22 protein-coding genes are annotated in these 26,566 nt (G+C 67.9%); 11 read left to right on the plus strand and 11 right to left on the minus strand.

Going from position 1 to position 26,566, the window contains the following annotated elements; all coding sequences use genetic code 11:
* Positions 1-5 precede the first annotated feature (5 nt).
* Both pfkB and ptsP read right to left on the minus strand, forming a co-directional pair.
* On the minus strand, positions 6-959 hold the full coding sequence (gene pfkB / locus G7Y82_RS07325; RefSeq protein WP_168147375.1) for a 1-phosphofructokinase: 954 nt from the start codon (positions 957-959) through the stop codon (positions 6-8).
* Complete coding sequence (gene ptsP / locus G7Y82_RS07330; protein WP_168147376.1) at positions 956-3,466, minus strand: phosphoenolpyruvate--protein phosphotransferase; 2,511 nt, start codon at positions 3,464-3,466, stop codon at positions 956-958. Before ptsP ends, pfkB begins: the two co-directional genes overlap by 4 nt.
* A gap of 169 nt (positions 3,467-3,635) precedes the next feature.
* On the opposite strand from ptsP, the gene G7Y82_RS07335 reads away from it, so the two are divergent.
* Together G7Y82_RS07335 and G7Y82_RS07340 are read left to right on the plus strand one after the other, a co-directional pair.
* Positions 3,636-4,640 carry a LacI family DNA-binding transcriptional regulator gene (locus G7Y82_RS07335; protein WP_168147377.1) on the plus strand — a complete coding sequence of 335 codons (1,005 nt, stop codon included), beginning with the start codon at positions 3,636-3,638 and terminating at the stop codon, positions 4,638-4,640.
* A complete protein-coding gene (locus G7Y82_RS07340) occupies positions 4,637-5,458 on the plus strand; it encodes a shikimate 5-dehydrogenase (protein ID WP_168147378.1) in 822 nt (273 codons plus the stop codon). Before G7Y82_RS07335 ends, G7Y82_RS07340 begins: the two co-directional genes overlap by 4 nt.
* 9 nt (positions 5,459-5,467) lie before the next feature.
* Here G7Y82_RS07340 and G7Y82_RS07345 read toward each other — a convergent pair whose 3' ends face one another.
* The 5 genes from G7Y82_RS07345 to G7Y82_RS07365 form a co-directional block, all read right to left on the minus strand.
* Entirely contained in the window at positions 5,468-6,145 is a 678-nt protein-coding gene (locus tag G7Y82_RS07345) for a DUF799 domain-containing protein (RefSeq protein WP_168147379.1), read from the minus strand.
* A complete protein-coding gene (locus G7Y82_RS07350) occupies positions 6,142-6,513 on the minus strand; it encodes a DUF4810 domain-containing protein (protein ID WP_168147380.1) in 372 nt (123 codons plus the stop codon). Before G7Y82_RS07350 ends, G7Y82_RS07345 begins: the two co-directional genes overlap by 4 nt.
* A gap of 68 nt (positions 6,514-6,581) precedes the next feature.
* Positions 6,582-7,253: a CsgG/HfaB family protein gene (locus G7Y82_RS07355; RefSeq protein WP_168147381.1), complete on the minus strand. Its 672-nt coding sequence runs from the start codon at positions 7,251-7,253 to the stop codon at positions 6,582-6,584.
* A 122-nt stretch (positions 7,254-7,375) separates the two neighbouring features.
* Complete coding sequence (locus G7Y82_RS07360) at positions 7,376-8,803, minus strand: M20 family metallopeptidase (RefSeq protein ID WP_168147382.1); 1,428 nt, start codon at positions 8,801-8,803, stop codon at positions 7,376-7,378.
* 204 nt (positions 8,804-9,007) lie between these two features.
* The gene (locus G7Y82_RS07365; RefSeq protein ID WP_168147383.1) at positions 9,008-9,469 is read right to left on the minus strand and encodes a metallophosphoesterase family protein; all 462 of its coding nucleotides are present in this window, start codon (positions 9,467-9,469) and stop codon (positions 9,008-9,010) included.
* Positions 9,470-9,572: 103 nt separating this feature from the next.
* On the opposite strand from G7Y82_RS07365, the gene G7Y82_RS07370 reads away from it, so the two are divergent.
* From G7Y82_RS07370 to G7Y82_RS07380, 3 genes are all read left to right on the plus strand, one after another.
* Positions 9,573-10,109, plus strand: a complete 537-nt coding sequence (locus G7Y82_RS07370; protein WP_168147384.1) for a PH domain-containing protein — start codon at positions 9,573-9,575, stop codon at positions 10,107-10,109.
* A 75-nt stretch (positions 10,110-10,184) separates the two neighbouring features.
* Complete coding sequence (locus G7Y82_RS07375) at positions 10,185-11,867, plus strand: Na+/H+ antiporter (RefSeq protein WP_168147385.1); 1,683 nt, start codon at positions 10,185-10,187, stop codon at positions 11,865-11,867.
* Between the two features lie 403 nt (positions 11,868-12,270).
* Complete coding sequence (locus tag G7Y82_RS07380; protein ID WP_168147386.1) at positions 12,271-14,742, plus strand: glycoside hydrolase family 3 N-terminal domain-containing protein; 2,472 nt, start codon at positions 12,271-12,273, stop codon at positions 14,740-14,742.
* A gap of 296 nt (positions 14,743-15,038) precedes the next feature.
* Here G7Y82_RS07380 and G7Y82_RS07385 read toward each other — a convergent pair whose 3' ends face one another.
* The 3 genes from G7Y82_RS07385 to pncB are packed head-to-tail and all read right to left on the minus strand — an operon-like array spanning position 15,039 to position 17,716.
* Positions 15,039-15,461, minus strand: a complete 423-nt coding sequence (locus G7Y82_RS07385; protein WP_168147387.1) for a VOC family protein — start codon at positions 15,459-15,461, stop codon at positions 15,039-15,041.
* A gap of 38 nt (positions 15,462-15,499) precedes the next feature.
* Positions 15,500-16,522 carry an MBL fold metallo-hydrolase gene (locus G7Y82_RS07390; protein WP_168147388.1) on the minus strand — a complete coding sequence of 341 codons (1,023 nt, stop codon included), beginning with the start codon at positions 16,520-16,522 and terminating at the stop codon, positions 15,500-15,502.
* Between the two features lie 9 nt (positions 16,523-16,531).
* Entirely contained in the window at positions 16,532-17,716 is a 1,185-nt protein-coding gene (pncB, locus tag G7Y82_RS07395; protein ID WP_168147389.1) for a nicotinate phosphoribosyltransferase, read from the minus strand.
* Positions 17,717-17,864: 148 nt separating this feature from the next.
* Between pncB and G7Y82_RS07400 the strand changes: the two genes are divergently transcribed.
* Positions 17,865-19,172, plus strand: coding sequence for a GGDEF domain-containing protein (locus tag G7Y82_RS07400; RefSeq protein ID WP_168147390.1), 1,308 nt, complete (start codon positions 17,865-17,867; stop codon positions 19,170-19,172).
* 20 nt (positions 19,173-19,192) lie between these two features.
* Here G7Y82_RS07400 and G7Y82_RS07405 read toward each other — a convergent pair whose 3' ends face one another.
* Positions 19,193-19,801: a TetR/AcrR family transcriptional regulator gene (locus G7Y82_RS07405; protein ID WP_168147391.1), complete on the minus strand. Its 609-nt coding sequence runs from the start codon at positions 19,799-19,801 to the stop codon at positions 19,193-19,195.
* A 167-nt stretch (positions 19,802-19,968) separates the two neighbouring features.
* On the opposite strand from G7Y82_RS07405, the gene G7Y82_RS07410 reads away from it, so the two are divergent.
* Genes G7Y82_RS07410 through G7Y82_RS07430 form a run of 5 tightly spaced genes read left to right on the plus strand, consistent with a single transcriptional unit; the run spans position 19,969 to position 26,444 of the window.
* On the plus strand, positions 19,969-21,135 hold the full coding sequence (locus tag G7Y82_RS07410; protein ID WP_168147392.1) for an isovaleryl-CoA dehydrogenase: 1,167 nt from the start codon (positions 19,969-19,971) through the stop codon (positions 21,133-21,135).
* Positions 21,132-22,739 carry a carboxyl transferase domain-containing protein gene (locus G7Y82_RS07415; protein WP_168147393.1) on the plus strand — a complete coding sequence of 536 codons (1,608 nt, stop codon included), beginning with the start codon at positions 21,132-21,134 and terminating at the stop codon, positions 22,737-22,739. The genes G7Y82_RS07410 and G7Y82_RS07415 overlap by 4 nt, the downstream gene beginning before the upstream one ends.
* Positions 22,740-22,741: 2 nt before the next feature.
* The gene (locus G7Y82_RS07420) at positions 22,742-23,536 is read left to right on the plus strand and encodes an enoyl-CoA hydratase-related protein (RefSeq protein ID WP_168147394.1); all 795 of its coding nucleotides are present in this window, start codon (positions 22,742-22,744) and stop codon (positions 23,534-23,536) included.
* Positions 23,536-25,530 (plus strand): acetyl/propionyl/methylcrotonyl-CoA carboxylase subunit alpha, encoded by a 1,995-nt coding sequence (locus G7Y82_RS07425; protein WP_168147395.1) that lies wholly within the window; start codon positions 23,536-23,538, stop codon positions 25,528-25,530. The genes G7Y82_RS07420 and G7Y82_RS07425 overlap by 1 nt, the downstream gene beginning before the upstream one ends.
* Positions 25,527-26,444, plus strand: a complete 918-nt coding sequence (locus tag G7Y82_RS07430; RefSeq protein ID WP_168147396.1) for a hydroxymethylglutaryl-CoA lyase — start codon at positions 25,527-25,529, stop codon at positions 26,442-26,444. The genes G7Y82_RS07425 and G7Y82_RS07430 overlap by 4 nt, the downstream gene beginning before the upstream one ends.
* Positions 26,445-26,566: the final 122 nt, after the last annotated feature.

Raw genomic sequence — 26,566 nt, forward strand, 5'->3', positions numbered from 1 at the left:
GTCGCTCAGGCGAGCCGTTCGATGACGGTCGCGGCGGCGTATTCGTGTACGACGTTCGGTTGCGGCAGGCGCGCGCCTTCGCAGCCGAGCTTGGCGACGGCAAAGGCGACGGCGCGGCGTGCCAGCGCTTCGAGATCCAGCTCGTCGAGCAGCGCGCTGGTCAGGCCGGCGACCATCGCATCGCCGGCGCCGACGCTGCTGCCGTCGGCGATGCGCGGTGGCCGCGCCAGCAGGGCGTCGTCGCCGCGCACGAACAGCGCACCGTCGGCGCCCATCGAGATCGCCACCAGGCCGATGTCGCGCGCCAGCAGGCCGCGTGCGGCGCCGAGCAGGGCGGCGCGATCGGGCAGCGCATGGCCGGCCCAGGCTTCGAGCTCGTGGCGGTTCGGCTTGATCGCGTACGGCCGTGCGTGGCGCGGCGCGGCGAGCGCGGCGGCCAGCGGCGCGCCGCTGGTGTCGAGCACCACGCGCGCGCCGACCGCACTGGCCTGTGCCTGCAGACGCGCCCAGGCGTCGTCGGCGATGCCCGGCGGCAGGCTGCCGGCCAGCACCACCGGCATGCCGGGCCGCAGGACGTCGGCGAGCTGTGCGCTGATCATGTCGAACTCGACGCCGCCGAGCGTCAGGCCCGGCAGGTTGATGTCAGTCGTCCAGCCGGTTTCCTGCTCGACCAGTTTGACGTTGGTCCGCGTGTCGCCGGGCAGGCGGATGCAGCGGTCGACGATGTCGCGCGCCGCGAACAAGGCGTCGAAGCTCGCGGCGTTGTCGCGGCCGAGCGCACCGAGCGCGGCGGTGGCGACGCCCCAGTCGGCGAGACAGGCGGCGACGTTGATGCCCTTGCCGCCGGCGTTGACGCGCACCGCGCGCGCGCGGTGCACGCTGCCCGGCCGCAGGCGATCGAGGGTGATGGTCTGGTCGAGCGCCGGGTTCAGCGTGACGGTGGCGACGGCGGCGTTCATGCGTCGGCTCCATCGAGCGCGCGCACCTGCGCGGCGGTCTCGCAATCGAGCGCCCGCTGCGCCAGCGCGCGCAGCGCCGTCAGTTCGGTGCCGCGCAGCCGCGCCTTGACCGCCGGGATGTCGCGCGGCGTCATCGACAGTTCGTGCACGCCGAGGCCGGTCAGCAGCGCCGCGCCATAGGCGTCGCCGGCGAGGCCGCCGCAGACGCCGACCCAGCGACCATGGCGCTCGGCGCCTTCGACGGTCATGCGGATCAGGCGCAGCACCGCCGGATGCAGGCTGTCGGCCTCGCCGGCCAGTTCCGGGTTCTGCCGGTCGATGGCCAGTGCGTACTGCGTGAGGTCGTTGGTGCCGACCGAGAAGAAGTCGGCATGGCGCGCCAGCGCGTCGGCCTGGATCGCCGCGGCCGGCACCTCGATCATGATGCCGAGCGGTACTTCCGGCGCATCGAGTTCGGTGCGGATGCGCGCGCAGGTTTCGCGCAGGCTGACAATCTCCGGCACCGAGGTGATCATCGGGAACATGATCGACAGCTGGGCGCCGGCCTTGGCGGCGCGATACAGCGCGCGCAACTGCGGTTCGAGCAGGTCGGCGCGGCGCAGCAGCAGGCGCGCGCCGCGCACGCCGAGAAACGGGTTGTCCTCGTGTGGCAGTTCCAGGTGCGCGACCTGCTTGTCGCCGCCGATGTCGAGCGCGCGAACGATCAGCGGTCGTTCGTCGAGCGCGCGCGCCATCGCCAGATAGGTTTCGTACTGCTCGTCCTCGCTCGGCGTGCTGCCGCGTTCGAGGAACAGGAATTCGGTGCGCATCAGGCCGACGCCCTCGGCGCCCTGCGACAGCGCCAGCGACACCTGATCCGGCAGGTTGACGTTGGCAGCGATGTCGACGCGATGGCCGTCACGCGTGGTCGCCGGCTGGCTGCGCTGTTCGGCTTCGCGGGCACGCGCCTTCTGCTGTTCGTCGATATAGGCGCGCGCGGCGTCGAGGTCGGCGGCCGACGGATTCAGATAGAGGCAACCGCTCTGGCCGTCGATGATCGCGGTCGCGCCCTCGGCGACATCGAGCAGGCCGGCACCGCCGGCGACCAGCGCCGGCACGCCGAGCGTGCGCGACAGGATCGCGGTGTGCGAGGTCGGGCCACCGTGCGCAGTGGCGAGGCCGACGACGCGTTGCGGATCGAGGTTGGCGGTATCCGACGGCGACAGATCGGTGGCGATCAGGATGCACGGTGCGTCCGGTAACTGTTCCAGCGTGCCGCCGGTCAGCGTCGGGTCGATGTGGCCGAGCACGCGGCGGCCGACATCGCGCAGGTCGGCGGCGCGGCCGGCGAGCACCGCGTTGCCGAGTGCGGCGAGCTTGGCCGCCATGCGTTCGACGGCCTGGTTCCAGGCCCAGGCCACGCCATGGCCCTCGACCATCAACTGGCAGGTCAGGGTGATCAGGTCGGTGTCGTTGAGCAGCTCGGCCTGGGCGCGGAAGATGCCGGCGTCGCCGGCGCCGAGACGGCGACCGGTGTCGTCCTCGATCGCCTTGAGCTGCAGACGCGTCGCGCGCAGCGCTTCGTGCAGCAGTGCGCCGCCGTCACTCAGCGACACCGGCTGGTCGGGCACCACGCCTTCGGAGGCCGACAGCTTGTGCACGGTGCCGATCGCCAGGCCCGGGCTGGCGCCGATGCCGACCACCGCCGGCTGCGCCTCGGGCGCCTTCCAGCCCTGCGCCGGCATCGCGCGGCGGCGCGCGGCGAGTTCGGCGTCGGCCTTCTCCTGCGCGGTCAGGCTGTTGATGACGGTCTTCAGGCGCGCCAGTGCGGCGGCGGCGTCGTGGCCGTCGGCCGACAGCACGATGCTGTCGCCGGCGCGCAGACCCAGGCCAAGCAGCGCGACCAGATTCTTGGCGTCGGCCAGCTGATTGCCGGCGCGCACCTGCACGCGCGACGCGTAGCTGCGGGCGATCTCGACCCAGCGCGTCGCCGGGCGCGCGTGCAGGCCGGCCGGGTAGGCGACGGTCCATTCGTAGCGTTCGGCGAGATCGGCGGCGGGCTTGCCGCCGGCCTGGGCCGGCGTGTCCTCGCTCAGGGCGCCGACGATGTCCTGTTCGCGATCGGTGACGAACAGTGAGACCAGCCGCGAGCGGTCCTGGATCAGCCGCGTGAGACGGCGCAGCACGGTGATGTGCGCGTCCGACTGTGCGGCGATCGCCACCACCAGATGCGCATGCTGGCCCGGATTCCATTCGACGCCACCCGGAACCTGCAGCACCGCGATGCCGCTGCGATGCACCAGGTGGCGGTCCTCGCCCATGCCGTGCGGAATCGCCACGCCCTCGCCGAGAAACGTGTTCGCGACCGCTTCGCGGCGGACCATGCTGTCGGCATAGGCGGCATCGACGCAGCCGCCGGCGACCAGCATCTGCGCGGCTTGGCGGATCGCATCTTCCTTGCTGCCCGGCTTGGCGCGGAGCAACACGAGTTCCCGCGCCAGCAGCGCAGGCTCTGAGCCGTTCGTCATCGGGAGACTCCTCCGTCTCGTTTTCTGGAACTATATGAAAACGTTTTCAGTCCATGTGTCAACCGAGGCTGGATTACCTTTATGAAATTGCGTATAAAATGATCGACGAACGGAGGAGATCGCCCATGCGTTGCGCAATGATTCCGACGGTTTACTGGAATCGTTCTCAGTGAGTGTCAGCATACGGGACGTGGCTCGCGTCGCCGGCGTTTCGGTGGCGACGGTGTCGCGCGCGCTCGGCAACGGACCGGTCAGCGACGCGCTGCGCGCGCAGGTCGAGGCCGCGGTCAAGGCCACCGGCTATCACCCGAACCTGTCGGCGCGGCGCCTGCGCTCGCAGCGCAGCGGCACGATCGGTCTGGTCGTCGCCGACATTCGCAATCCGTTCTTCACCGCCGTCGCGCACGCCGCCGAGGACGCCGCCTACCGCGCCGGTCTGCGCCTGATTCTCTGCAACACCGAAGAAGACCCGGCGCGCGAGGCGATCTATCTGGGTTTGATGCAGGAGGAACGCGTCAGCGGCCTGCTGTTCGCGCCGACGCGGCTGACGCAGAAGGAACTGCCGCGGCAGCGCTTCGCCTATCCGGTGGTGCTGATCGACCGCACCGGACCGAACAGCGCACACGACAGCGTCACGCTCGACAATCACGCGGCGATGGGCGCGCTGATCGACCATCTCGTCGAGCAGGGCTACCGCCGTATCGGCGGCCTGTTCGGCAAGACCAGCAATACCGGTGTCGAACGTCGCAACGGCTATCTGGCCGGCATGCTCGCGCACGGCCTGACGCCCGACTATCGCGAAGTCGCACCGTCGGCCGTCGCCGCGCATGCCGAGGCCACGCAATGGCTGGCGCGCGGCGATCGCCCGGAAGCGCTGGTCACCAGCAACAGCCTGTTGATGACCGGTGCGATGAAGGCGGCGCGCGAGGCCGGACTGCGCATCCCCGAGCAACTGGCGCTGGCCGGCTTCGACAACGAAAGCTGGACCGAGCTGGTCGAACCGGGCATTACCGTCATCGAGCAACCGGTCGAGGAAATCGGCCGGACGGCGATGAACCTGCTGCTCGAACGCCTGCAGAATCCGGCGCTGCCGGTGCGCAAACTGGTGCTCGGCGGGCGCTGCATCGTGCGCGGTTCGACACAGGCGCGCGCTTCGATGGCGGGTGTGGCATGAGCCGACGCATCAGTCGCGATACGCGCTTGTGCATGTCGCTGTCGGCGCGACCCGGCAACTTCGGTACACGCTTTCACAACCACCTGTACGAGGCCTTGGACCTCGACTACGTCTACAAGGCGTTCACGACCACCGATCTGCCGGCGGCGATCGGCGGCATCCGCGCACTGGGTATCCGCGGTTGCGCGATTTCGATGCCGTTCAAGGAAGCCTGCATCCCGCTGCTCGACGCGCTCGCCGAATCGGCGGCGGCGATCGACTCGGTGAACACCATCGTCAACGACGCCGGTCATCTGCGCGGCTACAACACCGACTACCTCGCCGTACGCCAGTTGCTCGACGAACACGGCGTGTCGCCGCAGACCTCGTTTGCGCTGCGTGGCAGCGGCGGCATGGCCAAGGCCGTCGCCTGCGCACTGCGCGATGCGGGTTTCCAGGACGGCGTGATCGTCGCGCGCAACGAGGCAGCCGGCCGACGTCTGGCCGAAACCTGCGGCTACGAATGGACGCCCGAACTCGGCGCACGGCGGCCGCAGATGCTCGTCAACGTCACGCCGATCGGCATGAGCGGTGGCGCCGACGCCGATGCGCTGGCCTTCGACGAAGCGGCGATCGGTGCGGCGCAGCGCGTCTTCGACGTCGTCGCACTGCCGGCCGAAACGCCGCTGATCCGCGCCGCGCGGGCGCGCGGGATCGCGACCATCAGCGGTGCCGACGTCATCGTTCTGCAGGCGCTTGAACAGTTTGCGCTGTATACCGGCGTGCGGCCGAGTCCGGCGCAGGTCCGCTCAGCCGCCGCGCACGCGCGCGGCGGCTGAGCGCCGCGTTCAGGGCTGCTGCTGCGCCTGGTACTTCGGCGAGCGCGGTCCGTACAGCATGCCGGCCGGCTGCCCGGCGCTCAGCAGTCGCAGGCTGGTGACGCCGGCGATGTCGTGACTGCGGTCGGTGGTCGCTTCGACGATCTGGTTGACGATGGCGCTGAGCAGCAGGCCGGCGAGGCCGCCGCCGGTGTTGGTATGGTCCTCGGAGCTCGATGCCGAGGCTTTGCCGGCCCACAGCACGCTGCCGGTGCGCAGGTCGACCAGCCGCGCTTCGGCGCTGACGACGGTATCGCTGATGATCAACTGGTAGACCGTGCCGAACTGCTTGATGTGCACATACAACGCAGCGTCGGCGTGGAAAATCTTGTACAGCTTGTCGATCGGAATGCCTTCGATTTCCGCCGGGTTCGTGTAGCCGTTCTGGCGGAAGGTCTCGTCAACCAGCGATACCGGCAGCACGTAATAGCCGGACTCCGCCAGCGGCAGCGTCATCTGCGATAGCAGGCTGTAACTGGCGCCGACCGAATTCGTGTCGTTGACCGGCGGCAGCAGCAGGATCGACGCCGGATGGCTTTGCCGGAAGTTCGTGTAGTCGTAGCCGGGCTTGCTTGTAGTGGCGCAGGCGCCGAGCAGCGCGGCGGCGGCGCACAGCGCCAGCAGGCGCAAGGTTCGCAGGGTGTTCATGGCGCGCTGGCCTGGCTGCGGTTGAGGTTGCCGATCAGAAAGTCCATGTACGGCTTCGATTCGGGGAACTCGGCTTCCTCGGCGAGGAACGCGGTGCGCGCCTGCGCCGGCTGGCCCATGCGCAGATAGAGCAGGCCCAGATGCGCGTGAAAGCCGGGCGGCAGTGCCTCGCCCTTGGCGTTGGCCTTGGCCGCGGTCTTTTCGAGCGCTGTGCGCTGTTGCTCCGGACTCTTGCCGTCGCCCTGGAAATACGCGTAGAGCTGCGGCTGGTAGCTGCCCCAGTAGTACAGCGGCTTGGGCTGCGCAGCGCAGCCGAACAGCAGCAGCGTCGCAGCGACGGCGAGGCCGGCGCGCAGCAGCGCGGTCATGGAAATGCTCAAAGCGGCCCCCGTCTCGATGAGTGCGGCGCGCGTCCCCCCGGACGTGCGCCTGATGCTTACGACTTGACCGGGCGCCAGGCGCCGGACTGCAGGCCGTTGACGAGATTGTTGACCGCTTCGCGGATGGCCAGGTCCAGCACCTTGCCGTTGAGCGTGGAGTCGTAGCTGGCGGTGCCGCCGAAGCCGATCACCTCGCGGTTCGACAGGCTGTACTCGCCGCTGCCCTGCGACGAATAGACGACTTCGGACGTGCTGACGTCGACGACGTTGAGCGCGACCTTGGCGTAGGCGACCTGCTTCTTGCCGTGGCCGAGGATGCCGAACAACTGCTCGTCGCCGACTTCCTTGCGGCCGAACTCGGTGACGTCGCCGGTGATGACGTAGTCGGCGCCCTTGAGCTTCTGCGCCGCGCCGCTGATCTTCGCTTCCTGGCCGATCTCGCGCATGTTGTCGCGGTCGAGCACGGTGAAGCGGCCGGTCTGCTGCAGATGCGTGATGAGAATGGTCTTGGCCTGGCCGCCGAGCTGGTCGACGCCGTCCGAGAAGACGCCGCGCAGATAATTGGAGCGGTTGTCGAACTTGCCGACCGCGATCGGGCTGCGCGTGCCCTGGTACGGCGTGCCGGCCGAGGCCACCTGCGGCACGTCCAGCGTCCGCGAGCTTTCCGTGGCGCAGCCGCTGGCGCCAAGCAACACAACCAGCACGAGGCCGGCAATCCGCTTGTTCATTTCGACGATGTCCCCTGATTGAGTCCGCCGATTATGGGCGAAATGCACGATCTCGGGATGTGCGGCAGGTCTCAATCGGCGCGGTCGGTGACCGCCGGACGGGCGGCCACGGACCGTCACGCTCAGCGCGGCTGGGCGTGCTTGGCGACCACTTCGGCAACGACCATCGTCACGCGCTTGCCCATCGGGATGTGCAGGAACTCGTTCGGTCCGTGCGCGTTGGAGTGCGGGCCGAGCACGCCGGTGATGAGGAACTGCGCGTCGGGGAATTTCTCGCCGAGCATGCCCATGAACGGAATCGAGCCGCCTTCGCCCATGTAGGCGGCCGGCTTGCCGAAGTAGTTCAGCGAGGCCTGTGCGACCGCGTCTTCCAGCCACTTCGAAAGCTGCGGTGCGTTCCAGCCGCTGCCGGCCTTTTCCAGGTCCAGTGTGACCTTGGCGCCGTACGGCGGATCGGTTTCGAGCAGTTTCTTCAGCGCCTCGCCGGCCTTGGCGCCGTCCAGCGTCGGCGGCACGCGCAACGACAGCTTCACCGCCGTCGACGGCCGCAGGACGTTGCCGGCACTGGCCAGCGGCGGCATGCCGTCGACGCCGGTGACCGACAGTTGCGGGCGCCAGGTGCGGTTGAGAACCAGCTCGGCAAGATCGTCCGTCACCGGCTGCATGCCCTCGACGAACGGGAATTTGTCGTAGATGTCGTTGCCCAGCGTCGCGGCGACCACCTTGGCCTGCTCGACGCGCTGCGCCGGGATTTCGACGTGGAAGTCGCTGGGCTTGATCTGGCCGCTGGTCTCGTCCTCGAGTCGTGACAGCAGCTGACGCAGCACGCGGAAGCTCGATGCGACGACGCCGGACGCATCGCCCGAGTGCACGCCCTCGGTCAGCACCTGCACGCGCAGATTGCCGCCGGTGAGACCGCGCAGGCTGGTGGTCAGCCATAGCTGCTCGTAGTTGCCGCAGCCGGAGTCGAGGCAGATCACCAGCGACGGGCTGCCGATGCGCGGCGCCAGATGATCGACGTAGAACGGCAGATCGTAGCTGCCTGATTCCTCGCAGGCCTCGATCATCACCACGCAGCGCGCCTGCGGCAGACCCTGATCGCGCAGCGCCAGCAGCGCCGCCAGCGAGCCGAAGATCGCATAGCCGTCGTCGGCGCCGCCGCGACCATAGAGCTTGTCGCCTTCGCGGCGCGGAATCCACGGGCCGTAGCCTTCGGCCCAGCCGGTCATTTCCGGCTGTTTGTCGAGATGGCCGTAGAGCAGCACGCAGTCGTCGTTGGAGCCGCCATTGGCGGCCGGCACGTCAATGTAGATCAGCGGCGTGCGGCCCGGCAGGCGCACGACTTCCAGCGTCGCGTCGCCCAGCGCCGGCAGCTTGCTGCGCGCCCAGTTCTCCATCAGCTTGACCGCGGCGTCCATGTAGCCGTGCTCGACCCACTGCGGATCGAACATCGGGCTCTTGTTGGGGATGCGGATGTAGTCGATGAGCTGGGGGACGATTTCGTCTTCCCAGAGGGCGTCGACGAAGGCGGTGATCTTTTCGGTATTCATGAGTGCGTCTGGTTTTCCGGTGTACCGCCTATTGTGCCGCGTGATCGGCAGCGGCGATCGGGGGAGATACCCCAGGCACGGCGCGCCTGGGGTGCAGCTCACGCATGAGCTGCAGATTGCGCAGATGATGTGGAACAAACGCGGTTCTGCGCAGTTCGTCTGCGTCAATCTGCGCAATCTGTGGTTAACGCTTTTCGCCGCTGCTTAACCGTCGAACAGATCGACGATGCGCGCCTGCGGCCGGCCGTGGCCGACGCGCAGGTGGGCGACGGTCACCGGCAACGAGAAGCGGCGCGGGCCGGCGCTGCCGGGATTGATGTAGAGCACGCCGTTGCGCGTTTCGATCTTCGGCCGGTGCGAATGGCCGGCGACGACGATGCTCACGCCGTCGGCGCTCGGGTCGATCGCCAGCGTCTTCAGATCATGTAGCAGATGCAATTGCTGGCCGCCGGCGTCGAAGGTCTGCGTCTCCGGCGTCGCCTGCGCCCAGGCGTCGGTGTCGTTATTGCCGCGCACCGCAACCAGCGGCGCGATCTCGCGCAGGCGATCGAGAATCTCGGGCGCGCCGATGTCGCCGGCATGGACGATCAGGTCGCTGCCTTGCAGCGCGGCCAGCGCCTCGGGGCGCAGCAGGCCGTGGGTGTCGGAAATCAGGCCGATGTTCATCGGCACAAGATCGGCGCCGCGGCGCCGATGTGCAAGTGACTGCTGGCAGGGCGGGTGATGATGGCTATAGTCGCAGGAGCTTGGTGAACGGGGAGCTGACCCAATGAGGGCCGACGACGCGCCGCTGTGGCGGGCGCAATTCAATCCGCTGATCCGCCCGTATCTGGTGCTGACCGTGGGGTTGACGATGGCGCTGACCATCGTCGGTCTGCCGCTGGCGGTGATCTGGTTCTGCGGCGTCGGCCAGTGGTGGGCGCGCCATTATTTCGAGCGTCTTGAATGCGAACTCGACGCGCGCACGCTGCGCTACCGCAAGGGCATCCTGCTGACGGTCGAGAAGACCATCCCGCTCGAAAACATCCAGGACGTGACCTTCGTCGAGGGGCCGGTGCTGAAGCGCTTCGAACTGGCCATTCTCAAGTTCGAGACCGCTGGGCAGAGTCAGCGCCAGGCCAACGACATGCGCCTGATCGGTATCGTCGACGCGCAGACCTTTCGCAACTGCATCTTCGAGGCGCGTCGGGTGCTGCGCGAGCGGCCGGAGGTCGCGCCGCCGACCGGCGATCCGCAGCACGCCGCGCTCGACGACATTCGCCGTCAGCTCGATACCATCATCGCCCTGCTGCGCGAGCGTCGGTAGCCGGCACCGGTTCAGTTTGCGGACATACGCAGCGGGCGATACTGAACGGCTGAGCCGTATGATGCGTCCGACTCAATGAATATCACCATCCTCGTTCTGGCCCTGCTGCTGTGCGTCGCGATGTCCGCGGTGCTGGTGCGCGTTGCGCGCCTGCCGCTGCCGTTGACGCAGATCGCGCTCGGCGCGGCGATCAGCCTGCCGAGTTTCGGCCTGCACGTCGATCTCGAGCCCGAGCTGTTCCTGATGATCTTCATTCCGCCGCTGCTGTTCGCGGACGGCTGGCGCATGCCCAAGCGCGAGTTCTTCCGCTATCGCGAGCGCATCCTCGGGCTGGCATTCGGGCTCGTCCTGTTCACGGTCGTTGCGGTCGGCTATTTGCTGCACTGGATGATTCCCGACCTGCCGCTGTCGGCGTGCTTCGCACTGGCGGCGGTGCTGTCGCCGACCGACGCGGTGTCGGTCTCGGCGCTGGCCGGCCGCGCCGGCATTCCCAAACAGCTGATGTATGTGCTGCAGGGCGAGGCGCTGATGAACGACGCGTCGGGCCTGACCGCGTTCAAGTTCGCGACGGCGGCGGCGGTCACCGGTGCGTTCTCGCTGTCGCAGGCGTCGCTGGCCTTCGTGTTCGTCGCCGCTGGCGGCCTCGGCATCGGTGTCGCGCTGGGCTGGGCGCTGGGCTTGTTCCAGAAATGGCTGTCGGGCTGGACCGAGATCGAGGCGCAGGGCTCGATCGTGCTGATCCTGCTGCTGCCGTTCGCCGCCTACCTGATGGCCGAAGAACTCGGCGCGTCCGGCATTCTCGCGGCCGTCGCCGCTGGCATGACGCTCAACCTCAAGAGCGCGACCATGGATCCCGGCGCGCACGCGCGCATCGCCTCGACGCACATCTGGTCGATGATCGAATACGTGCTCAACGGCGTGATCTTCGTGCTGCTTGGTCTGCAGCTGCCGGACATCATCGGTCGCGCACTCGACTACGCCTGGCACGCGGCCGGCATCCAGGGTACCGGCCTGCTGCTCGGCTACGCGTTGGCGACCGCGGCGGCGCTGATCATCGTGCGCCTGGTCTGGGTCTGGGTGCTGCTCCATGTCACACGCTTCTACGCGAGCTGGCGCGGCGACAAAACGCGGCCGCCACCACACAATCGCCTGCTGTGGGCGACGGCGTTTTCCGGCGTGCGCGGCGGCATCACGCTGGCCGGTGTGCTGTCGGTGCCGTTCACACTCGACAGCGGCGAGCTGTTCCCCGGCCGCAATCTGATGATCTTTCTGGCGGCGACGGTGATCCTCGTCTCGCTGATCGCGGCCGCCATTGCGCTGCCGCTGCTGTTGCGCGGCATCTCGGTCGGCGAGGACCCGGAAACCGAAGAGGAGCGGCTGGCGCGCATGCGTGCCTGCGAGGCGGCCGTCGCCGCCATTTCCAAGCACGCCGAGCGGGCTGCACATCACCACAAGGACGACGAAGACGACGGTGCCGGGCAGCAGATGAGCATCGCTGCCGGTCGCCTGATCGACAGCTACGAAGTGCGGATCAAGGGCTTGCGCGACGAGCACGCCACCAAGGAATCGATGGCCGAGCGTACGGCCGCCGACGGAGACCTGCGTCTGGTCGGCATTCAGGCCGAGCGCGGCGAGCTGATGCGCATGCATGCCCGCAACGAGATCAACGAGACGGTGCTGAACTCGCTGCTCTATGAAATCGACGTGCGCGAGTCGGCATTGCATCTGCGACAGGGCAAACGACCGGCCGGCCACTGACGGTCGGCGGCGGCGTGCGACGATGCGCGCCAACCGCCCCGGAATTGCCACACGAGCCAACAGCCACCCGTCGTCATCAGAGCCGGCGATGCCCTGCTGTTGAGTCGCGACGCCGTCGGGCGCTACAGCCGGCGTCACGAGGACGGCCGCGTTTGCCGCCAGGCGTTGCCATCCGCCCGGCTTATGCCGAATAGCCGCCGTCGATCGTCAGGCTGGCGCCGTTGACGTAGCCGGCTTCCGGACCACAAGGCACTGCCGCGGCAAATGCCTGTTTTGCAGGCGACGTCGCTCCGCGATGGTGCAGTGAATCATTCGTTTCACGTATCGATGTCTCGTTTTTTGGAATTTCCGGTGCGGTGGCGTGACGTCTAAGGTGCCCCGGTTCTCCTGGATCGGTGTCGTCATGAAAGCGGCTGGACTGGCGCGGGGTTTGGTGCTCGCGGCGTTGCTTGGTGGTGTCGGCTCGGCGGCGGCCAGCAGCGGCCGTTTCGTGCATCCGCGCTCGGTGCCGCGGATCTATCACGACGGCTGGATCGATCTGAACAAGAACGGCAAGCGCGACGTTTATGAAGACGCGCGCGCGCCGATCGACGCCCGCATCGACGATCTGCTGTCGCGCATGAGCAGCTACGAGAAGACTGCACAGTTGGTGACGCTGTACGGTTATCCGCGCGTGCTCAAGGACGAGCTGCCGACGCCGGCCTGGAAGCAGGCATTCTGGAAGGACGGCATCGGCAATATCGACGAGCAGTCGAACGGCAACACCGGCTGGACGCACAACCTGCCGAATCCAAAGTACGACCTGCCGTGGAGCCTGCACGCGCGCGCGCTCAACGAGGTGCAGCGCTTCTTCGTCGAGGACACGCGGCTCGGCATTCCGGCCGATTTCACCGACGAGGGCATCCGCGGCGTGATGCACGCCAAGGCGACCAGCTTTCCGTCGGAGCTCGCCGTCGCCAGTACCTGGGACGCGCCGTTGGTGCGGCAGATCGGCGAGGTCACCGGTCGCGAAGCGCGTGCGCTCGGCTATACCAACGTCTATTCGCCGGTGCTCGATGTGGCCCGCGATCCGCGCTGGGGCCGTACCGCCGACAGCTACTCGGAAGACCCGTATCTGACTGGTGCGCTGGGCCTGCAGCAGGTGCTGGGCCTGCAGTCGCAGGGCGTGGCGTCGACGCTCAAGCACTACGCTGCGTACAGTGTGCCGAAGGGCGGCCGTGACGGCGAGGCGCGCACCGATCCGCAGATCACTTGGCGCGAGCTGCAGACGGTGTTCCTGCCGCCGTTCCGCAAGGCCGTCGAGCAGGGCCGCGCGATGGGGGTGATGGCCTCGTACAACGATTACGACGGCATCCCGATCGAGGCCAGCAAGCAGTTTTTGACCGACATCCTGCGCGGCCAATGGGGTTTTCGCGGCTATGTCGTGTCGGACAGCGGCGCCGTCGAGTTCATCCATACCAAGCATCGCACGGCGGCCACCGCCGAGGATGCCGTGCGCCAGGCGGTCGAGGCCGGGCTCGACGTGCGCACCAACTTCACGCCGCCCGAGGACTACGCGAAGCTGATGCGCGATCTGTTGCGCAAGGGCCAGTTGTCGATGGCGACGATCGACGCGCGCGTGCGCGACGTCTTGCGTGTGAAGTTCGAGCTGGGCTTGTTCGATCATCCGTACGTCGACGATCCGGCGCAGACCGACCGCATCGTCCGCTCACCTGCGAATCAGGCGGTCGCGGCACGCGCGTCGCGCGAGTCCATCATCCTGCTCAAGAACGATGGCGACGCCTTGCCGCTGAGCAAGAAGCTGCGCCGCGTGCTGGTCGCCGGGCCGCTGGCGAACAACCCGGACGCCTGGTGGTCGCGGTACGGGCCGCAGCAACTCGACTTCGTCACGCCGCTGGCCGGCATCCGCGCCAAGCTCGGTGCCGGCGTCGAGGTTCGCTACGAAAAGGGCGTCGACGCCCAGGACGCGGCGTTCCCGGAGAGCGATGTCTACAAAGATCCGCCCGATGCGACGGTGCGCGCCGGCATCGAGCGGGCGGTCGCGGCGGCGCAGGACGTCGACGAAATCATCGCCGTGCTCGGCGAGCCCGATGCGCTGGCGCGCGAGTCGGCGAGCCGCATCAGCCTCAATCTGCCGGGTTATCAGGAAGAACTGCTGCAGGCCCTGGCGGCGACCGGCAAGCCGCTGGTGCTGGTGCTGAGCAACGGCCGTCCGCTGTCGATCAATTGGGCCGTGAAGCACGTGCCGGCGATCGTCGAGATGTGGTTCCCGGCCGAGGACGCCGGCAACGCGCTGGCCGACGTGCTGTTCGGCGATTACGACCCGGCCGGACGCCTGCCGGTCACGATGCCGAAGAGCGTCGGCCAGCTGCCGATGAACTTCCCGGCGCATCCCGGCTCGCAGGCGCATGACGGCGGCCAGGTCGACGGCGTGCTCTATCCGTTCGGCCACGGCCTGAGCTACACACGCTTCGCGTATTCGAACCTGCACATCACGCCGCAGCAACAGGGACCGCAGGGCAATATCGAGGTCTCGTTCGACGTGCGCAACGTCGGCCAGCGCGCCGGCGACGAGGTCGCGCAGCTCTACCTGCGCGACGACTACAGCAGCGTCATCGGCTTCGAAAAGGAACTGCATGGTTTCGCGCGCGTGCACTTGCAGCCGGGCGAGACACGCACGCTGCGTTTCACGCTGGGGCCGGACGATCTAGCGTTGTACGACCGTTTGCATCAATGGACGGTCGAACCGGGCCGCTTCACGGTGATGGTCGGCGCGTCGTCGCAGGACATTCGCCTGAACGGTGGTTTCGATATCGTCGGCGACGGCGTACACGAACAAGCGGCACCGCCGACCGATACGACCGATCCACGCTGAGGCGGCTCGCGCCGGCAGCGCGGATCGGTGTCGCGGCTCGCGGCTCGCGGCGCTCCTGCAGGAGATGCGTGCGCTTTTGTAGGAGCGGCGCGAGCCGCGACCTGCAGGCCTGCATCACCGGACCTCGGCTTCGTGGATTGCGGCGGACGTTGTCGTCGCGGCCGCGCCGCGCGTGCCCGGCTATCGGCGAACGGCGGCCGCGCGGGGTGTCGCGGCTTGCGCCGCTCCCACAGGGGCGGTGGTTGTCTTTGTAGGAGTGGCGCCAGCCGCGACACCCAAGCCTGGACCGCTGCGCCTCAGGCCCACGGATCGTAGCTGCCGATCCACCAGATGTGGCCCTCCGGATCGCGGCAGGCGTAGCCCTTGCCGCCGTAGTCTTGCGCGGTCAGCGGGTCGACGATCTCGGCGCCGGCGGCCACGGCGTGCGCGTAGTGCGCGTCGCAGTCGCCAACGATCAGACAGCTGCACTGCGTCTGCCGGCCGCTCACTTCGTCAGGTTGCGCCATGCGCCGCCCCCATTCGTCGTCGCCGGCCGAGCTGAGCATCACCATGCCGTTGCCGAAGCTCAGCTGCGCGTGGGCAATGCCGCCGTCATCACCCGGCACGACCAGCCGCTGTTCGAAGCCGAGCGTGCTGCACAGCCAGTCGATCGCCGCTGGCGCGTCACGGTAGCGCAGCGTCGGAATGATGGTGGTGCGGGTTGTAGCAGCGAGGCTCATGGTCGTTCTCCGTTCGCAGACGGCAAGGCTGCATCGCTTCAGGGGTTGGCGGCAAGCGCTCGCGATTCGCCCTGGCGCAGTAGCCAGAAGTCGCGCTCGCTCAGGCCCGCGTCGGCGAGCGCTGCGCGCAGCAACTGCGGCGGCTCGTCGAGGGCGTCATCGGCCAGTTCGAATACGCCCCAGTGAATCGCCAACGAGTGGCGTGCGCCGAGGATGCGGTGCGCACGCACCGCCTCGGCCGGGTCGATGTGTTGGCCCTGCATGAACCAGCGCGGCGCGTAGGCGCCGATCGGCAGGGCCGCCAGATCGATGGCGCCGACGCGCTGCGGAATCTCGGCGATGCCGTCCCACCAGCCGATGTCGCCGGCGAAGTAGACGCGGGTGTTGTCGGCGTGAACGGTCCAGCCACACCACAGCGTGCGGTTGCGATCCCAGGGCGTGCGGGCGCTCCAGTGCTGGGCCGGCACGCAACGAATGTCGAGGCCGTGATGCGCAGCGCCGTCCCACCAGTCATATTCGTCGACGTCGTCCGCGCCGAACGCTTTCAGCGTGGCGGCCAGGCCCAGCGGCGTGAAGAATTTCGTCGTATATCCGCCGCGCTGGGCGCGCCGCACCAGCGCGCGTACGGTGCCGCGGTCCAGATGGTCGTAGTGACTGTGTGAGATCAGCACCACGTCGATCGGCGGCAGCGCATCGACGGCGGCGGCGGCCGGCAACTTGCGCGCCGGCCCGGCAAACGACAGCGGCGACGCGCGTGCTCCCAGCACCGGGTCGGTCAGCACCCACAGGCCGCCGATGCGCAGCAGCAGGCAAGCGTGGCCGAGCCACCAGATTCGCGGTTGCGGATCGCGTTCGGCGATCGAGAAGTCGGCATCGACGCGCCATTCCGCGGTGAACGCCGGATAGCCCGCGGCCGGCGGCTTCGGTACGCCGGCGGCGCGACGCTCGCGGCGCCAGCGCCAGAAGTCGCCGCCGATCGGTCGCTCCGGTCCCGGATTGACGAAGCCGTGCGGTCGGTGATGCGACCGCGCCGGATCGTAGTACGGATTGCGATAGGCCATGGCGATCGCCTAGGTGCGTTCGCTGGCCGGAACGTCGAAGACCTGACGCAGGTAGGCCAGATACGACGGATCATCGGCCATCACCTTGCCCGGATCGTCGCTGAGCTTGATGACCGGCTGGCCGTTGCAGCGCACCATCTTGATGACGATGTTGAGCGGCGTCGGGCCGGCATCGTTGGTCAGGTTGGTGCCGATGCCGAACGCCAGCCGCGTGCGGCCGCGGAAGCGCCGGTTCAGCTCCAGAATGCGCGGAATCGTCAGGCTGTCGCTGAACACCAGGCTCTTGCTGGTCGGGTCGACGCGCATCTGCTGGTAGTGCTCGAGCACGCGTTCGCCCCAGACGAAGGGATCGCCCGAGTCGTGGCGCGCACCGTCGAACAGCTTGCAGAAGTACAGGTCGAAATCACGCAGGAAGGCGTCGAGGCCGTAGGTATCCGACAGCGCGATGCCAAGATCGCCGCGATATTCGTGTGCCCAGCGATCGAAGGCGAAGCTTTGTGCGTCGCGCAGCCGCGGACCGAGTGCCTGGCAGGCTTGCAGGTATTCATGTCCCATGCTGCCGAGCGGCGTCAGGCCGTGAATCATGGCGTGACGGACGTTGCTGGTGCCGGCCAGTCGCGGCCCCAGCGTGTCGGCCAGCATGACGATCAGCTCGTCGTGCCAGTCCGCCGAGTAGCGGCGCCGTGTGCCGTAGTCGGCGATGCGGCAGGCGTCGTCGCCGAACTGCTTGAGCATCGCCATCTTGTCGCGCAGCCGTGCCCGCGCCGTCGACAGGTCCGGCTGTGGCTGCAGGTGGCGGAACCAGCACTCGCTGATGATCGCCAGCAGCGGAATCTCGAACAGTATGGTGTGCAGCCACGGGCCGCGCACGATCAGTTCGATGCCGCCGTTCTGATCGGGGGCGGTGCCGAGCTGCACGTACTTGGCGTTGAGCCGGAACAGGCCGAGGAAGTCGACGAAATCCGGCTCCATGAAGCGCAGGCTACGCAGCCAGTCCAGCTCGGCTTCGCTGAAGCGCAGTTCGCACAGCGCATCGATCTCGGCGCGGATCGCGTCCAGGCATGGCGCCAGATCGATGCCGGACGTGCGGCAGCGGAAGCGGTATTCGACTTCGGCCGCCGGGAACTGATGCAGGACCACCTGCATCATCGTGAACTTGTAGAGGTCGGTGTCGAGCAGAGAGCGGATGATCATGGTCGCGAAGATAACGGGCCGCCGAGATGGCCGCCATGGGCGCTGCGCTGTGAACTTATCCACAGTGCCTAGATCATAACCACCGCCGAGGGTATTTCACGTTGCGCCCGTGCCCATAATCGAATCGCACAGGCAGGGGTGGCGTGCGATGAGCCTGTTTTCGGGGACGACCAATTTTCTTGCGCACGGCTATTGCCTGGCGTGGGATCCGGGGCTGGTGTTTGCCGACGTTGCGGCGAACGCATTGATCGTGCTCGCCTACTACTCGATTCCCATCACCCTGATGGTCTTCATCCCGCGCAATCCCAGTCTGCATTTCAACTGGGTGTTCGCGATGTTCAGCCTGTTCATCTTCGCCTGCGGCACGGGCCATCTGCTCGACATCGTCAGCATCTGGATTCCGGTCTACCGCTTCGACGTCAGCGTGCGCATCGTCACCGCGGTGGCGTCGGTGGCCACGGCGTTGATGATCTGGCCGATCCTGCCCAAGGCGACCGCCGTGCTGCAGTTCAGCAGCGCCGCGCGCGATTCGCTACGCCGCATGAACGAGGAACTGCAGCGCAGTCACGACGAACTCGCGCGCAGTCACGAGCGCTTCATGCTGACCTTGAAAAACGCGCCGATCGGCTTTGCGATCGTCGACCTCGACGGCCGCTTCGAGAGCGTCAATCCGGCGCTGTACGAAATGCTCGGCTATACGGAAGCGGAACTGCTGACCAAGAATTTCCGTGATGTCACGCACCCCGACGACCTGCCCGGCGCCGAGGCCAAGGCGTTGCAGCTGTCGCGCGGCGAGATCGATCGCTATCGCCTGCAGAAGCGCTACCTGCACGGCAGCGGCGACGTGGTGTTCGTGCAGCTCGACGTTTCGATGCTGCGCTTGCCGGACGGTCGTCCGCTGCACTTCATCGCGCAGGTGCAGGACATCGGTGGGCGGATCGAGCGCGAGCGTACCCTGCAGTGGCGCGCGACCACCGACGAGCTGACCGGGCTGTTGAACCGGCGTGCGTTCTTCGACGAGGCGGCGCGGGTGTTGTCGCGGGTGCAGCGCAGCGGTAGCCCGGCGGTATTGCTGATGATCGACGTCGATCGCTTCAAGGCGATCAACGATACACACGGCCACGCCGTTGGTGACCGGGTGCTGGCGGCCATGAAGCGCTTCATCGAGCCGCGGTTGCGCAGTGGCGATCTGCTGGCAAGGCTGGGTGGCGAGGAGTTCGGTGTGTTGCTGCCCGATGCCGACGTCGATGCCGCACAGGAGATTGCCGAGCGCGTGCGATGCGCCATTGCGGAGGCCGACTTCGAAACGGTGGTTGGCTGCGCCGTGAAACTGACCGCGTCGATCGGCCTGGCGCCGGTCGACGGGATGTCGACGATCCACCAAGCGGTGGATCGTGCCGATCAGGCGATGTATCGAGCCAAGCAACTCGGCCGCAATCGTCTGATCGCGGTTTGATCGGGCGCGCGTCGTCGGCGTCAGTCGGTGCCGCCGACGGCGCGGTCGCAGAAGTCGACGATGGCGCGCACCAAGGCCTGATCCGAGCGCCGTCCGCCGGCATGCTCGACCGGGCGCACCAGCGCCTCGGTGAACGCCCCGACGATGCACGCGGCCCCGACATCGACCGACTGCTTGGGGAACTCGCCACTGGCCATGCCCGCGCGCAGTACGCGCTTGAAGACGTCGCCGAAATCGCGGCGGCAGAGAATACGCGCGGCTTCAACGTCCGGGTCGGCCGGCTCGGCGATGAACGCGAAGGCCAGGTGCGGCCCCTTTAGCGCGCGCCGCGCAAATGACGCGACGGCCGCGCGCAAACGCTCGCGTGCGCTGCCATCGCCGTCGACGATCGCGGTCAGGATTTCGCACTCATGGGCGACGGCCGAAGTCAGGACCTCGACGAACAACACCGACTTCGACGGAAAGTAGCGATAGATCGCGCCGGTCGACAGGCCGGAGACGCGCGCCACGGCGGTGATCGAGGCCGCGCGAAAGCCGCCTTCGGCGACCAGCTGGCGGGCCGCCGCCAGAATTCGCGCGCGGTTCTCGCTGAGCCGCTCCTGCATCAATGCCGAACGTTGATAAGCCATCGTGGACAGATAATAGTGAACGAGCCTTAGTTTTGTGAACGCCGATTCACTTTTTGGCGGCGCGCGCATAGACTGCGCCGGCTGCCGCCGAAAATCCAGGCATAAACGGCGCGCGGCAGCCCCGTATGCATCACGAGCACGCCGAGCGTGTGATCTGGAGGATAGAGATGAGCAGCCCGTCCCTGAACTTTGCGCTGGGCGAGGACGTCGACCAGCTGCGCGAGGCCGTGCAGGCGTTCGCGCGTCGCGAAGTCGCACCGCTTGCCGCGCAGGCCGACGCCGACAACGCCTTCCCCAACGCGTTGTGGCCGAAGTTCGGCGAACTCGGCGTGCTGGGCCTGACCGTCGAGGAGGAATACGGCGGGACCAACCTCGGCTATCTGGCGCATGTGGTGGCTATGGAGGAAATCTCGCGCGCCTGCTCGGCGATCGGCCTGTCGTACGGCGCGCACTCCAATCTGTGCGTCAACCAGATCCGCAAGAACGGCACGGACGCGCAGAAGCGCCAGTACCTGCCGAAGCTGATCAGCGGCGAGCACATCGGCGCGCTGGCGATGAGTGAACCGGGCGCCGGGTCGGACGTGGTCGGCATGAAGCTGCGCGCCGACAAGAAGGGCGACCGTTACGTACTCAACGGCAACAAGATGTGGATCACCAACGGCCCGGATGCCGACACGCTGGTCGTCTACGCCAAGACCGACCCGAGCGCCGGCTCGCGCGGCATGACGGCGTTTCTGATCGAGAAGGGCTTCAAGGGCTTCTCCACGGCGCAGAAGCTCGACAAGCTCGGCATGCGCGGCTCGAACACCTGCGAGCTGGTGTTCGTCGATTGCGAGGTGCCGGCCGAGAACGTGCTCGGCGCCGAGGGGCGCGGCGTCAATGTGCTGATGTCGGGCCTCGACTACGAGCGCGTGGTCCTGTCGGGCGGTCCGCTCGGCATCATGGCCGCCTGCCTCGACGTGGTCGTGCCGTATGTGCACGAGCGCAAGCAGTTCGGCCAGAGTATCGGTGAGTTCCAGCTGATGCAGGCCAAGCTTGCCGACATGTACGTCGGCCTCAACGCCTGCCGCGCCTACGTCTATGCGGTGGCCAGGGCCTGCGACCGTGGCGAGACCACGCGCAAGGATGCCGCCGGTGCAATTCTGTATGCGGCAGAGAAGGCGACGTGGATGGCCGGGCAGGCGATCCAGGCGCTGGGCGGCAACGGCTACATCAACGAGTTTTCGACCGGCCGCTTGTGGCGCGACGCCAAGCTCTACGAAATCGGCGCGGGCACCTCGGAGATTCGCCGCATGCTGATCGGCCGCGAGCTGTTCTCGGAGACCCGCGCATGAGCGTGATCGCGTCCAAGTTGCGCGCCGGCAGCGACGAATTCCGCGCCAATGCGGCGCGGACCCGCGAACTGGTCGAGACGCTGCGCGCAACCACCGCGCAGGCGGCATTGGGCGGCTCCGAGGCGGCGCGCGCCAAGCACGTCGGTCGCGGCAAGCTGCTGGTGCGCGAGCGCATCGACACTGTGCTCGATCCCGGCTCGCCGTTTCTCGAACTGTCGCCGCTGGCCGCGCATGGCATGTACGGCGGCGAGATCGCATCGGCCGGCGTTGTCGCCGGCATCGGCGCGATCAACGGCCGCGAATGCATGGTCGTCGCCAACGACGCGACGGTGAAGGGCGGCACCTACTATCCGATCACGGTCAAGAAGCATCTGCGCGCGCAGGAAGTGGCGCGCGAGAACCGCCTGCCCTGCGTCTACCTCGTCGATTCCGGCGGCGCGTTCCTGCCGATGCAGGACGACGTGTTTCCGGACAAGGAGCACTTCGGCCGCATCTTCTTCAATCAGGCCAACCTGTCGGCGCTCGGCATTCCGCAGATCGCCTGCGTGATGGGTTCGTGCACGGCCGGCGGCGCCTACGTGCCGGCGATGAGCGACGAAACCGTCATCGTCAAGGAGCAGGGCACGATCTTCCTTGGTGGCCCGCCGCTGGTGAAGGCGGCGACCGGCGAGGTGGTCAGCGCCGAGGACCTCGGCGGCGCCGACGTGCACACGCGCATTTCCGGCGTTGCCGACCACTACGCCGAGAACGATCATCACGCGCTGGCGATGGTGCGCCGCATCGTCGGCAATCTGAATCTGCGCAAGCAGCCGGGCGTCGACCTGCGCGCGCCGGAAGCGCCGCGCTACGACCCCGACGAGCTCTATGGCGTGATCCCGGCCGACACGCGCAAGCCTTACGACGTGCGCGAGGTGATCGCGCGCATCGTCGACGGCTCACGGCTCGATGAGTTCAAGTCGCGCTATGGCACGACCTTGGTGACGGGCTTCGCGCACGTGCACGGCTACCCGGTCGGCATCGTCGCCAACAACGGCATCCTGTTCTCGGAGTCCGCGCAGAAGGGTGCGCACTTCATCGAGCTGTGCGCGCAGCGCGGCATCCCGCTGGTCTTCCTGCAGAACATCTCCGGCTTCATGGTCGGCCGCAAGTACGAGAACGGCGGCATCGCCAAGGACGGCGCGAAGATGGTGACGGCGGTGGCGACCGCACAAGTGCCGAAGTTCACGTTCCTGATCGGCGGCTCGTTCGGCGCCGGCAACTATGGCATGTGCGGCCGCGCGTATTCGCCGCGCTTTTTGTGGAGCTGGCCGAACTCGCGGATCTCGGTGATGGGTGGCGAGCAGGCTGCGAGCGTGTTGGCGACGGTGCGACGCGACGCGCTCGAAGCGCAGGGCAAGACCTGGAGCGCGACCGACGAGGAAGCGTTCAAGGCGCCGACCCGCGCGCAGTTCGATCTGCAGAGCGATCCGTATTACGCCACCGCGCGGCTCTGGGACGACGGCATCGTCGATCCCGCACAGACCCGGCGCGTGCTCGGTCTGGCGCTGTCGGCGGCGCTCAACGCGCCGATTCCGCCGACGCGCTTCGGCGTGTTCCGGATGTGACGATGGCCAGCCTCGAATCGACCGTCGAGATCGAACGCGCTGGCGGCGTCGCGCGGCTGTGGCTGAACCGCGCCGACGTGCACAACGCCTTCAACGAAACCCTGATCGCCGAACTGACCGCCGCGCTGCAGGCGCTCGATGCGGACGCCGGCGTGCGCGTCGTCGTGCTCGGCGGCCGCGGCAAGAGCTTTTGCGCCGGCGCCGATCTCGCCTGGATGCGGCGCATGGCGTCGTACCGCCATGACGAGAACCTTGCCGATGCCGAGCGTCTGGCGGCGCTGCTGCGCATGCTGCACGGCATGACCAAGCCGACCGTGGCGCGCGTGCAGGGCGCGGCGCTGGGCGGCGGCACCGGCCTAGTCGCGGCCTGCGACATCGTACTGGCGACGCCGCAGGCGAGCTTCGGTACCACCGAGGTTCGCCTCGGCCTGATTCCGGCGACGATCAGCCCGTACGTGCTGCAGGCGATCGGCGCGCGTGCCGCGCAACGCTACTTCCTCAGCGGCGAGCGTATCGACGCCGCCGAGGCGCAGCGCATCGGCCTCGTGCACGAGGTCTGCGAGGCGGACGTGCTCGATGCGCGCCTCGATGCGATGCTGGCGGCGCTGCTGGCCGGCGCGCCACAGGCCCAGGCCGACGCCAAGCGACTGATCGCCGATGTCGCCGGCCGCCCGATCGACGAGGCGCTGATCGCCGACACCTCCCGCCGTATCGCACAGACCCGTGCCGCCGCCGAAGCGCGCGACGGCATCGCCGCGTTCTTCGACAAGCGCCGGCCGTCCTGGAGTGCCCGCTGATGTTCACCAAGATCCTGATCGCCAATCGCGGCGAAATCGCCTGTCGCATCATCGCCACCTGCCGCCGCCTCGGCATTGCCACCGTCGCCGTCTATTCCGAGGCCGACGCCGCTGCCCGCCACGTGCGGCTTGCCGATGAGGCCTATGAGGTCGGCCCGGCGGCGGCGCGCGACAGCTATCTGCGCGCCGAACGCATCATCGACGTCGCCACGCGCAGCGGCGCGCAGGCCGTTCATCCCGGCTACGGCTTTTTGTCCGAGAACGAGGCGTTTGCGCAGGCCTGCGCCGATGCCGGCCTGGTGTTCATCGGCCCACCGGTCGGCGCGATCCGCGCGATGGGTTCGAAGTCGGCGGCCAAGGCGCTGATGAAGCAGGCCGGCGTGCCGCTGGTGCCCGGCTACCACGGCGACGAGCAGGCGCCGGCGTTCCTGCGCGAACAGGCCGACCGCATCGGCTATCCGGTGCTGATCAAGGCGTCGGCCGGCGGCGGCGGCAAGGGCATGCGCGTCGTCGAGCGCGGCGACGATTTCGCGGCGGCGTTGGCGTCGTGCCAGCGCGAAGCCAGCGCCAGCTTCGGCGATGCGCACATGTTGATCGAGAAATATCTGCAGCAGCCGCAACACATCGAGATCCAGGTGTTTGGCGATACGCACGGCAATATCGTCAGCCTGCATGAGCGTGACTGCTCGGCGCAGCGCCGGCATCAGAAGGTGATCGAGGAAGCGCCGGCGCCGGGCATGAGTGCGCAGCAGCGCGCGGCGATGGGGCAGGCCGCACGCGATGCCGCGCAGGCGGTGGCCTATGTCGGCGCCGGTACGGTCGAGTTCATCGCCGACGCGCAGGGCCATTTTTACTTCATGGAAATGAACACGCGGCTGCAGGTCGAGCATCCGGTGACGGAGATGATCACCGGTCTCGATCTCGTCGAGTGGCAGCTACGCATCGCCTCGGGCGAACCGCTGCCGCTGCGCGAAGGCCAGGTGCCGCTGCGCGGTCACTCGATCGAGGTCCGCGTCTACGCCGAGGAGCCGGCCAAGGGCTTCCTGCCGGCTATCGGCACGCTGCTGCATTACGCGCCGCCGTCGGTTTCGGCGCACGTGCGTCTCGACAGCGGCGTCGAAGGCGGCGACGCGATCTCGCCGCACTACGATCCGATGATCGCCAAGCTGATCGTCTGGGACGAAACGCGCGAGCGCGCCATCGAGCGCATGCTCGGCGCCCTGGCGGCGTTTCGCATCGTCGGCGTCGGCAACAACATCGAGTTCCTGTCGCGGCTGATCGACCATGCTTCGTTCCGTGCCGGGCAGGTCGACACCGGTTTGATCGAACGCGAACGCGACATCCTGCTCGCCGTCGACGACGATGTGCCGCGCGCCGCGCTCGACGCCGCGACGCTGTGGACGTTGCGAGCACAGCGCCAGCGTGCCGCCGGGCTGGTGCCGGCCACCGATGCGCAATCGCCGTGGGCGAGCGGCGACGGCTGGCGTCTCAACGGCACCCACCAGCAGACCCTGGGCTTTCGTTGCGGTGAGCGCGAGTTCGCTGTCGTTGTCGGTGCGCAAGGTCGTGCCTGCATCGTCGACGGTCAGGCGATCGACTGGCAGGCCGACGGCGACGCCTTCGAGGTCACCCGCGCCGGTCGTCGCGCGCAGGTGCATGTCGTCGCCGACGGCGACCGCCTGCATGTGTTCGACGGCCACGGTCATCGTGTGCTCGAACGCGACGATCCGCTGGCCCACGCCGGCGAGGACGAAGCGGCCGACGGCGGTCTCGTCGCGCCGATGCCCGGCAAGATCATCGGCCTGTTGGTCGAGGCCGGCGCGGTGGTCGACAAGGGCGCGCCGCTGTTGGTGATGGAGGCGATGAAGATGGAACACACGCTCTGTGCGCCGGCCGCTGGCACGGTCAGCGCGTTTCTCTGCGCGGTTGGCGATCAGGTCGCCGACGGTGCCGAGCTGATCGACTTCGCGCCAGCCGCGCAGGCTGCCGCGTGAGCGCGCTGCCGACGGCGGTGCGCATCGTCGAGGTCGGCGCGCGCGACGGGCTGCAGAACGAGCCGGGCGTGGTGCCGACGGCGACCAAGTTGCAGCTGATCGACGGCCTCGCCGACGCCGGCCTGCGCCACATCGAGGCCACGGCGTTCGTGTCGCCGAAGTGGGTGCCGCAGATGGCCGATCAGCATGCGGTGATGCGCGGCGTGCACAAGCGTGCCGGCGTGCGCTATGGCGCGCTGACGCCGAATCTCAAGGGCTTCGAGGCAGCGTTGGCCGCCGGCGTCGACGAGGTCGCGGTGTTCGGCGCGGCATCCGAGGCATTCACGCAGAAGAACATCAACTGCTCGATCGCCGAAAGCCTGAAGCGCTTCGAGGCCGTGCTCGAGGCCGCGCAGGCGGCGGGTATTCCGGTGCGCTGCTACGTGTCCTGCGCGCTGGGGTGCCCGTACCAGGGCGAGGTCTCGCCGCAGGCGGTGGCCGACGTCGCTGCCGCCGTCCATCAAATGGGCTGCTACGAGATCGCGCTCAGCGACACCATCGGCGTCGGCACGCCGGAGCAGACCAAACGCATGATCGAGGCGGTGCTCAAGGTGGTGCCGATCGGCAAGCTCGCCGGCCATTACCACGATACCTATGCGCAGGCGCTCGGCAACGTCTACGCGTCTTTGCAGATGGGCATGAGTGTGTTCGACAGCTCGGTCGCCGGCCTCGGCGGTTGCCCGTACGCCGACGGCGCGTCCGGCAACGTCGCCAGCGAAGACCTGGTCTATCTGCTGCAGGGCCTGGGCATCGAAACCGGTGTCGACCTCGACCGCCTGGCGACTGTCGGAAGTTTCATTTGTGCCGAGCTCGGCCGTCCGACACGATCTCGCGTGGCGCAAGCGCTCGCCGGCAAGCGGGCGCAACGCGCCTGAGTGACGCGTCACGCTGCTTTGGCAGTGGCGGAAAGCGACGCGTCAGGCATCCCGTATCCAGGCCGGCGGCATCCGGCCGGCCGACCGGCGTATGCTCCGCGCGATGGAGCCGCGGGCGGCTC

It is taken from the genome of Solimonas marina (genome assembly GCF_012241385.1).
Classification (GTDB): domain Bacteria; phylum Pseudomonadota; class Gammaproteobacteria; order Nevskiales; family Nevskiaceae; genus Solimonas; species Solimonas marina.